This window comes from Streptomyces sp. NPDC048664 (genome assembly GCF_040650555.1).
Taxonomy (GTDB): Bacteria; Actinomycetota; Actinomycetes; order Streptomycetales; family Streptomycetaceae; genus Streptomyces.
The window spans coordinates 67336-76890 of sequence record NZ_JBEZHK010000034.1 but is presented as its reverse complement, the minus strand read 5'-3'; the positions used below and the strand labels follow the sequence as shown (position 1 = coordinate 76890).

The 9555-nt window shown below is 72.6% G+C and carries 10 protein-coding genes; 3 read left to right on the top strand and 7 right to left on the bottom strand.

Annotated elements, in window-relative coordinates; translation table 11 throughout:
- The first annotated feature begins 150 nt into the window (after window positions 1–150).
- The 3 genes from ureG to AB0C59_RS29390 all read left to right on the top strand — a co-directional run bounded on the left by ureG (window position 151) and on the right by AB0C59_RS29390 (window position 3323).
- Window positions 151–834: an urease accessory protein UreG gene (ureG, locus tag AB0C59_RS29400; RefSeq protein WP_363009899.1), complete on the top strand. Its 684-nt coding sequence runs from the start codon at window positions 151–153 to the stop codon at window positions 832–834.
- Window positions 831–1586 carry an urease accessory protein UreD gene (locus tag AB0C59_RS29395; RefSeq protein WP_363009895.1) on the top strand — a complete coding sequence of 252 codons (756 nt, stop codon included), beginning with the start codon at window positions 831–833 and terminating at the stop codon, window positions 1584–1586. The genes ureG and AB0C59_RS29395 overlap by 4 nt, the downstream gene beginning before the upstream one ends.
- Window positions 1587–1721: 135 nt before the next feature.
- Window positions 1722–3323: an alpha/beta hydrolase gene (locus AB0C59_RS29390; RefSeq protein ID WP_363009893.1), complete on the top strand. Its 1602-nt coding sequence runs from the start codon at window positions 1722–1724 to the stop codon at window positions 3321–3323.
- Between the two features lie 82 nt (window positions 3324–3405).
- Here the strand turns inward: AB0C59_RS29390 and AB0C59_RS29385 are convergent, their stop codons facing one another.
- From AB0C59_RS29385 to AB0C59_RS29355, 7 genes are all read right to left on the bottom strand, one after another.
- Window positions 3406–4131: a lysophospholipid acyltransferase family protein gene (locus AB0C59_RS29385; RefSeq protein ID WP_363009891.1), complete on the bottom strand. Its 726-nt coding sequence runs from the start codon at window positions 4129–4131 to the stop codon at window positions 3406–3408.
- A gap of 249 nt (window positions 4132–4380) precedes the next feature.
- Window positions 4381–4578 carry a hypothetical protein gene (locus tag AB0C59_RS29380; RefSeq protein WP_363009889.1) on the bottom strand — a complete coding sequence of 66 codons (198 nt, stop codon included), beginning with the start codon at window positions 4576–4578 and terminating at the stop codon, window positions 4381–4383.
- Window positions 4579–4780: 202 nt separating this feature from the next.
- Window positions 4781–6001 (bottom strand): ornithine--oxo-acid transaminase, encoded by a 1221-nt coding sequence (rocD, locus tag AB0C59_RS29375; protein ID WP_363009887.1) that lies wholly within the window; start codon window positions 5999–6001, stop codon window positions 4781–4783.
- On the bottom strand, window positions 5998–6810 hold the full coding sequence (gene ddaH, locus AB0C59_RS29370; RefSeq protein WP_363009885.1) for a dimethylargininase: 813 nt from the start codon (window positions 6808–6810) through the stop codon (window positions 5998–6000). Before ddaH ends, rocD begins: the two co-directional genes overlap by 4 nt.
- A 123-nt stretch (window positions 6811–6933) precedes the next feature.
- Window positions 6934–7437 (bottom strand): Lrp/AsnC family transcriptional regulator, encoded by a 504-nt coding sequence (locus AB0C59_RS29365; protein ID WP_363009883.1) that lies wholly within the window; start codon window positions 7435–7437, stop codon window positions 6934–6936.
- A 32-nt stretch (window positions 7438–7469) separates the two neighbouring features.
- Window positions 7470–7628: a hypothetical protein gene (locus AB0C59_RS29360; protein WP_363009881.1), complete on the bottom strand. Its 159-nt coding sequence runs from the start codon at window positions 7626–7628 to the stop codon at window positions 7470–7472.
- 13 nt (window positions 7629–7641) lie between these two features.
- Window positions 7642–9555 (bottom strand): protein kinase, encoded by a 1914-nt coding sequence (locus AB0C59_RS29355; protein ID WP_363009879.1) that lies wholly within the window; start codon window positions 9553–9555, stop codon window positions 7642–7644.

Genomic DNA, 9555 nt, shown 5'->3' with positions numbered 1-9555 from the left:
CCCGCATACATCCAGTATGCGGACGACCCTCCGCCTTGCGATGCACCGCATCCGACGCCGCGCGCTGATCCGCCGGGGATCACGGGACAGCCCTTAGCCGCCCCACCCGGCGCCGCACCCCCGTCCGTCCCGCCTCCCCTGGAGCCCCCCATGCACCTCGACCACACCCACACCCACGACGGCCCCGCCGCCGTCGGCGCCGACGCGCACCGGCCCGACGGTTCCCGGCGGGCTCTGCGGATCGGGCTCGGGGGCCCGGTCGGCTCGGGCAAGACCGCGACCGTCGCCGCGCTGTGCCGTGCCCTGCGCGACGAACTGTCCCTGGCCGTGGTCACCAATGACATCTACACCCGGGAGGACGCCGAATTCCTGCTGAAGCAGGCCGTGTTGCCGCCGGAGCGGATCAGCGCGGTCGAGACCGGGGCCTGCCCGCACACCGCGATCCGGGACGACATCTCCGCCAATCTCGAAGCGGTGGAGGACCTGGAGGACGCACTCGGGCCGCTCGACCTCGTCCTGGTCGAGTCCGGGGGCGACAACCTGACGGCGACCTTCTCCAAAGGGCTGGTCGACGCGCAGCTCTTCGTCATCGACGTCGCGGGTGGGGACGACATCCCCCGCAAGGGCGGGCCCGGCGTCACCACCGCCGACCTGCTGGTGATCAACAAGACGGACCTCGCGCCCCACGTCGGCTCGGACCTGGCCCGGATGGCCGCCGACGCCAAGGCGCAGCGCGGTGAACTCCCCGTGGTCCTGCAGTCGTTGCGCGGCGAGCCGGGAGTCGCGGCCGTCGCGGACTGGGTGCGGGCGCGGCTGTCCGCCTGGACGGCATGAGGACCGGGGTACGGGCCGCCGCGCGGATCGTGGCCCGAGGCGACGGCCGCGGCGGTACGGCTCTGCCGGTGCTGGCCGGCGAGGGGCCGCTCGCGCCGCGCCGCACCCGGTCCGTCGCGGGTGAGGCCCGGGTCGTCCTGGTGGGCGCGATGAGCGGTCCGCTGGGCGGGGACCACCTCTCCGTGGCGGCGGAGGCGTCCGACGGGGCCCGGCTCGAGGTGTGTTCGGCCGCCGCCACCATCGCGCTGCCCGGACAGGCCGAGGGCGAGGCCCGCCAGGAGTTCGACCTGCGCGTGGCCGGTGACTCGGAACTGCGCTGGCTCCCCGAGCAGTTGATCTCCGCGCAGGGCAGTGAACTGCGGGTGCGCACACGGGTCGACCTGGCGGCGGGTGCCCGTCTGGCCCTCCGGGAGGAGCAGGTGCTCGTACGCTTCGGCGAGCGGCCCGGCCTGCTCCGCAGCCGTCTCACCCTGCGCCTGGACGGACGTGCGCTGCTCGACCAGGAGCTCCGCTGCGGCCTGGGAGCCCCCGGCGGCTGGGACGGCCCCGCCGTGCTGGGCGGGCATCGAGCCCTCGGGCAACTCCTGCTGGCCCGACCGGAGTTCGAGCAGTCGCCCCTCCAGGCCCGGATGCTGGGGGAGTGTGCCTCGCTCGTCCCGCTGCCCGGCCCCGCCGTGCTCGTGACCGCGCTGGCACCCGACGCGCGGCAACTACGCCGCGTACTCGACGTAGCGTTGCACGACCTGGGGTAATCGGGTGTCGCGCTCAACGGAGAGTGATGCACGGTTATCGGATTGGTAAAGAAAGTCAAGACCCCCCTGTTCTCAGGTACCTGACAGCCGACAGGATCCCCGTACCATTCGCAACGATGTACGGGGAGGTCCCACTTGAGGGGAATCCGTCCGACCAGAGGGCTGACCGCCCTCGGTTCCGCGGGCGCACTGGTCACCGCGACGCTGATAGCCGGGGCCGTGACGGCGCCGGCGGCCAACGCCGAGGCGCGCCACCACGGCCAGGACCGGGAGGCCGTCGGCGCGGCCGTCGCCGCCGCCCGCGCGGCCCACGCCGGCATCGACTGGCAGGACTGCCCGGCCGACTGGGGCTTCCAGAAGCCCGTCCAGTGCGGATGGGTCACCGTGCCGGTCGACTACGCCCACCCGTTCGGCAAGCAGATCAAGCTCGCCGTCGACCGTGTCGGCAACACCGGCACCAAGGAGGAGCGCCAGGGCGCCCTCGTCTACAACCCGGGCGGACCGGGCGGCTCCGGAATGCGCTTCCCGCTCCGGGTCACCACGAAGAACCCCCTGTGGGCCAACGTCTCCAAGGCGTACGACTTCGTCGGCTTCGACCCGCGCGGCGTCGGCCACTCGGCGGCCATCTCCTGCATCGACCCGCAGGCGTTCGTGAAGGCGCCCAAGGCCGACCCGGTGCCGGACAGCGAGGCGGACAAGCAGGCGCAGCGCAAGCTGGCGCGCCAGTACGCCGAGGGCTGCCTGGAGCGCACCGGCAAGACCATGCTCCAGCAGATGACCACGCCCAACACGGCGCGCGACCTGGACGTCATCCGCGCCGCGCTCGGCGAGAAGAAGCTCAACTACCTGGGCGTCTCCTACGGCACCTACCTCGGCGCCGTCTACGGCACGCTCTTCCCGAACCACGTCCGCCGCATGATCGTGGACAGCGTGGTCAACCCGTCGCGCGACAACATCTGGTACGAGGCCAACCTCGGCCAGGACATCGCCTTCGAGGGCCGCTGGAAGGACTGGGAGGACTGGGTCGCGAAGAACGACGCCGCCTACCACCTGGGCACCACCCGCGACGCCGTCCAGGCGAAGTACCTGAAGCTGCGCGCCGACGCGAAGAAGAGCCCGATCGGTGGCGTCGTCGGCCCCGCCGAGCTGATCTCCTTCTTCCAGAGCGCCCCGTACTACGACTCCTCGTGGGCGCCGACGGCCAGCGTCTTCAGCAAGTACGTCGCCGGGAACACCCAGGCGCTCGTGGACGCCGCGGCACCCGACATGGCGAACACGGCGGGCAACATCTCCTCGGAGAACAGCAACGCCGTCTACACCGCCGTCGAGTGCACCGACGCCAAGTGGCCCACGAGCTGGCGCAAGTGGGACCGGGACAACACCCGGCTCAACAAGGACTACCCGTTCATGACCTGGGCCAACGCATGGATGAACCTGCCGTGCGCCACCTGGCCGGTCAAGCAGCAGTCCCCGGTGAACGTGAAGACCGGCAAGGGCCTGCCGCCCGTCATGATCGTCCAGTCCACGCGTGACGCCGCGACGCCGTTCGAAGGCGCCGTCGAACTGCACAAGCGGTTCAAGGGCTCCCGTCTGATCATCGAGAACGGCGCGGGTTCCCACGGCGTGACCGGACTGGTCAACCCGTGCATCAACTCCCGTGTGGACACCTACCTGTTGACCGGCAAGACGGACGGCACCGACGTGACCTGCACGCCGCACGCCACGCCGACCCCGTAACAGCGGACAGCGCGTGACAGCGCGGGAGGGGCGGCCGATCCCGGCCGCCCCTCCCGTCGTCCACCGAACGGCGCCGGCGCGCTCAGCTCAGCGGCAGCCGGGGGCGCAGCCGGTGCCTCTCGCCCTGCCGCTCCGCGTCCTCCGCCTTGGCGAGTGCCGCGTACGTGTCGACGTACTCCTGCTCCGACAGGGTCAGGATGGCGTACATGATCTCGTCGGTGACGGCGCGCAGGACGGCCTTCTCGTCCTCCATGCCGTCGTACCGGGAGAACTCCAGCGGCTTGCCGAACCGGATCGTCACCGGGTGGATGCTGGGCAGCCGTTGGCCGGGCGGCTGGGCCTCGAACGTGCCGATCATCGCGCAGGGGATGACCGGGACCCCGGCCCTGAGGGCCATCACCGCGACACCCACCTTGCCCTTGTAGAGGCGGCCGTCGTGGGAGCGGGTGCCCTCGGGGTAGATGCCCAGCAACTCGCCCTTGCCCAGCACCCCGACGCCCTCGCGGATCGCGGCCTGTCCCGCGTCCTTGCCGGAGCGGTCCACCGGGATCTGCCCGATGGCGCGGAAGAACGCGGCGGTGAGCCGTCCCTTGACGCCCGGACCGGTGAAGTACTCCGCCTTCGCGAGGAAGGTGATCCGGCGCTTGAGGATCGCGGGCATCAGGAAGTGGTCCGAGAAGGACAGGTGGTTGCCCGCGACGATGGCCGCGCCGTCGGCGGGCACGTTCTCAAGGCCCTCGATGCGCGGCCGGAACACGAGTCTCAGCAGCGGTCCGATGACGACGTACTTGAGAAATTGGTAGAACAAGGGCTCGCTCCTCATTCCGGCGGATCGGCTCGACCGCCGCGTTCTGGCAGCTCAAGGGCCTGTGATGAGGGGCCAGTCTAGGGTCAGGCACGGGTGGCCGGAACAGTGTGCGAGCCGAGTCGGCCGGAAGCGGACTTCGTCGGCGGCCCGGCGGGAAAGGCGTGTGCCGCACGGTGTCCCGTGCGGCGCGTGGTGCCGGATCGCACGAAACCGGTGGTGACAGGGTGTGCCGGAGCGGTGACCGACCGGTCAGCGGTGAGCGTCGTCGCCCCGCTCGCGGCGCCCCGGCCTCTCGCCCGCGCCTTGGCCGAACTGCCGCTCACGCTGCCGTTCCCGACGCCGCTCGCGCGCCTGGCGCTCCTGTTCCTGGGCGCCGAGCGTCTCCTCCGTCATGTCCCTGAGGTGGCCCGACGCATCCATGTACCGGTCGCGTTCCCGGTCGCTCATGCCGGCTCCCTCCTCGATGCCGATGAGGTGCCTCGACGATGCCGCGAGACAAGGGCGGACCGCGCCCCCGCCCAGCGTGGCACGAGGGGGCGCGACCCGCACGTCGGCGGGCCCGCGGGAACCCGCGCGCGGGCCGGTGCCGCCTCGACGGTCGCGGCACCCGGGACGACGGCGCAGGTCCGTCCCCCGGGTGCCGCCCGGCTCAGGAGCCCAGCACCTTCTCCAGGGTGCCCAGCGCCGACCGCAGCTCCTCGTCCGTGATCGTCAGCGGCGGGGCCAGCCGGATCGTGGATCCGTGGGTGTCCTTGACCAGGATGCCCTCCCGCATCAGGCGCTCGCTGATCTCGCGGCCGGTGCCGATCGCCGGGTCGACGTCGACGCCCGCCCACAGGCCGCGCGCGCGGAAGCCCACGACGCCCTTGCCGACCAGGGCCGTGAGCCCGTCCCGCAGCACCGCGCCCGCCGCGCTCGCCCTGCGCTGGTACTCGCCCGTCTCCAGCAGGCCGACGACCGCCGAGCCGACGGCGGCGGCCAGCGGGTTGCCGCCGAACGTCGAGCCGTGCTCGCCCGGGCGCAGCACACCGAGGACGTCCCGGCGCGCGACCACCGCCGACACCGGCACGATGCCGCCGCCGAGCGCCTTGCCGAGCAGGACGACGTCCGGGTCGACGCCCTCGTGCTCCACGGCCAGCGTGCGGCCCGTGCGGCCGAGGCCCGACTGGATCTCGTCGGCGATGAACAGGCACCCGGCCCGCCGGGTCAGCTCGCGGACGCCCGCCAGGTAGCCGTCGTCCGGGATGACCACGCCGGCCTCGCCCTGGATGGGCTCGATCAGGACCGCGGCCGTCGTCTCGTCGACGGCCGCCTCCAGTGCGGCCAGGTCGTTGTACGGGACGATCCGGAAGCCCGGCGTGAACGGCCCGAAGCCCGTGCGCGCCGTCTCGTCCGTGGAGAAGCTGACGATGGTGGTCGTACGGCCGTGGAAGTTGCCCGCCGCCACCACGATGGTCGCCCGGTCCGCGGGGACGCCCTTGACCTCGTAGGCCCACTTGCGGGCCACCTTCACGGCGCTCTCCACGGCCTCCGCGCCGGTGTTCATCGGCAGCACCATGTCCATGCCGAGCAGGGCGGCCAGCGACTCGGCGAAGCCGGCCAGCTGGTCGTTGTGGAAGGCGCGGGAGGTGAGCGTGAGCCGGTCGAGCTGGCGGTGCGCCGCCTCGGTGAGCACCGGGTTGCGGTGCCCGAAGTTGAGCGCCGAGTACCCGGCGAGCATGTCGAGGTAGCGGCGCCCCTCGACGTCCGTCACCCAGGCGCCCTCGGCGCCCGCGACCACCACCGGGAGCGGGTGGTAGTTGTGCGCGAGGACCGGTTCCTCGGCGCCGATCAGCTCGGCGGAGGAACGCGTACGGGCCGGTGCGGTCATGAACGGATCTCCTGGGTGCAGCACTTGATGCCTCCCCCTGCCTTGTGAAACTCGGAGAGGTCGACGGGGACGGGGTCGTAGCCGTGGTCGGCGAGCCGGGTCGCCAGCGCCTCGGCCTTGGGCGCTATGAACACATGGCGTCCGTCGGAGACGGAGTTGAGGCCGAAGTGCACCGCGTCGTCGCGGGTGGCGAGCACGGCGTCCGGGAACAGGCGCGCGAGCACCTCGCGGCTGCCGGGCGAGAACGCCTCCGGGTAGTACACGATGTTGTCGTCGTCCAGGACGAACAGGGCCGTGTCCAGGTGGTAGAAGTACGGGTCCACCAGCGTCAGGCTGATCACCGGGTGCCCGAAGAACTCCTGCACCTCTCGGTGCGCCTCACGGGTCGTGCGGAAGCCGGTGCCGGCCAGGACGTAGCGCCCCGTCCAGACCAGGTCGCCCTCGCCCTCGCAGACCGACTCGGGGCGGTGGACCATGTAGCCGGCGTTCTTGAACCACGTCTCGTAGTGCAGGGACTCCGGGCGTCGCTCGGGCGCGTGGAAGAAGGAGCCGAACACCCGGCCGCCGACGACGACGGCGGAGTTCGCGGCGAACACCATGTCCGGCAGACCGGCCACCGGTTCCACGGTGTCCACGGTGTGGCCGTGGGCGCGGTAGGCGCCGATCAGGCCCTGCCACTGCTCCCGTGCCAGGTCCACGTCCACGACGGTGTCGGGATGCATCCACGGGTTGATCGCGTACTGGACGGCGAAGTGCCGGGGTTCGCAGACCAGAAAGCGCCGAAGGCGCGGCACACGGCTGTCGGCCACAGAGGGGTACCTCCGCTTCCTGAGGGTGTCGACCGGGTTGACACCAAGGTAGGAAGTGACGTGGACGCGCGACAAGAAACGAAGGTTGCGCGTTCACGCAGCAATACTGCGTCTTCGGTCTCCTCAACGCATGTCTGCTGCGCCATCCGGGGCGGGGTGGGTCGCACCCGCCTCCGGACTCTCCGGGAGGAGATGGGACAGCACCATCACGCTGATCGTCTTGCGGATGAACGGCTCCGTACGGATGCGCTCCAGCACCTCCTCGAAGTGCTCGACATCCCGGGCCCGCACATGCAGCAGCGCGTCCGCGCCGCCGGTCACCGTCATCGCGGCCGTGATCTCCGGATGGTTGCGCACGACCTCCGCGAGCCGCCTCGGCGGTGCCGCGCCCTCGCAGTACACCTCCACATAGGCCTCGGTGCTCCAGCCGAGCGCGGAGGGCTCCACGGTGGCCGTGAACCCGGTGATCACGCCCGTCTCCCGCAGCCGGTCCACCCGGCGCTTGACCGCTGTCGCAGACAGGCCGATCGCCGAGCCGATCTCGGCGAAGCTCGTCCTGGCGTTCGCCATCAGAGCGGTGATGATCTTGCGGTCGAGTTCGTCGAACGCCGCCGGCCTGCTGCTCATGCGGGCACTGTATCCACAGCCGGACGCCGGTCTCAGTCGCCGGTCAGGAACACCATGCCGAGCGTGATCAGACCGAGGACCACCCAGCCGAACCACAGGAGGCCGCTGCCGCCGAGCGCCGCCGTGTAGGCCGACACCGCCACCAGGCCGCCTATGGTGAGCACCCCCATGGTCTTCGTGGAACCGGGCATCGCGACACCCTCCTCATGGTTCGTCCCTCCCCATGGTGCCCCCGTTCCGCGCCCGCACGGTGCATACGACCAGATGGGTTCCGAAGGACCACGCCCCCCGCCCGGTCCAGGAGGCCGCCTCGTAGCGAGCCGGGTCCCAGCCGTGCTCCCTCGGCGGCACGTCGCGGGCGCAGGCCGCGTCCGAGAGGCCTCGGGCCTCGGCGAGTGTCGTACGGGCCGCCAACCGGGTGAAACCGAGCACCCGCTGGTCGTGCGCGCCGGAGCAGGGGACCAGGTGGGCGATCCGCTGCGACGGCACCGCCAGACAGTCCCCCTTCTGCATGTCGGCGGTGTCGGTGAACGCCATGCCCGCCCGCCGGAAGGCGTCGAGCGGCCCGTACACCGGGCCGTGCGCGCCGAGCAGCAGACAGGCGGTACGCCGACCGGCCGCCGCGAAGCCCGCGTCGGTCGGCACCACGGCGTAGCTGCGGACGTCCGCGAGCCTCTTCCGGACCTCCCGGGTGCGCCGCTCGCACGCGGCGGCTCCCCGCTCGCGCGCCTGAGCCGCGGACGTGCTCGTGACAAGGGCCATCACCTGGCCGTCCGGTGGGGTCCCGGTGCAGCCCGGTGTCACGGTCAGCCGGGGTCCCGCTCCGCCCTCGAAGGGCCTGTCCGGCCAGTCGGCGACGACGCACTCTCCCGCGCGAAGGGGCCGGGCGGGCAGGACGGCGTCCCCGTACGGCGGCGCGGTGGCGCCGGGAGCCCGCTGGGCCTCGGCGTACCAGACACCTCCCAGGGCCAGGACCAGCCCCAGAGCGCAGGCGCCGAGGGCGCGCGGCCACCGCCTCGCGTGCCAGGCGCGAGGGGCGAGCGGTGGCTCCGGCCGGGCCCAGGCCGGACGCGGCCGTGCCGTCGCGGGAGTGGAGGGACCCGGGCCGGGAGCGGACCCGGCAAAGAGCGCCCTGCTCGCCCCGGGACCGGCGCCCCGGGCCGTCCCACGGCGCGGCGGGGATCCGGCCACCGGGGGCAGCCGCCGCGGTCGCGGCCCCGAGAACGGCCAGGGCGCCGTCCGCCGGGGCCGCGGCGCGGCGATCGAAGCCAGGGCCGCCGCGGCGTCCTCCGCCGTGATCCGGCCGGCGGGATCCTTGACCAGCATGGCCGCGATCAGCGGCCCGAGCGCCCCCGCGCGCAGCGGGGGACGCGGCTCGTCCAGCACCGCGGCGGTGACCTCGGCGAGCTGGGTGTCCCGCTCGAAGGGCCCGTGGCCCTCCACGGCGAAGTACAGCGTGCAGCCCAGCGAGAACAGATCGGCGGCGGCGGTCGGCGGCCCGCCCATGGCGCGCTCCGGGGCCAGATAGCCGGGCGTGCCGACCAGGGCGGAGGTCAGGGTGTGCCGGGTGTCGTCGGCGCCCGGCCGTACCGAGATGCCGTAGTCGGTGAGCAGGACGCGGGCGTACGGCGCCTCACCGCGGTCGGGCGCCAGCAGGATGTTCGCCGGCTTCACGTCCCGGTGCATCACGCCCCGCTCGTGTCCCTCGGTGAGCGCGTCCAGCACCGCGAGCCCGATCCGCGCGCACTCGGCGGGATCCGGGGCCCCCCGCCGCAGCACGCGGGCGCGCAGGTCCAAGGCGCCCGCCACGTACTCCATCACGATCCAGGGCAGGCCCTCGTGCTCCAGGACGTCGTGCACGGTCACCACGTGCGGATGGCCGCGCAGCCCGGCCGCGTGCCGGGCCTCGGCGCGGGCCCGCGCGACCCGCGTGGCCCGCTCCCGTGCCGCCTCGGCCTGGTCGCGGAACGCGATCTCCTTGAGCGCGACCTCGCAGGCGAGCCGCTCGTCATGGGCGAGCCAGACATGCCCCATGGCACCGCTGCCCAGCCGGCGCAGCAGCAGATAGCGGTCGGCGATGACCCGGCCCACGCCCTGCTGCGGTGATCCTGACGCCAT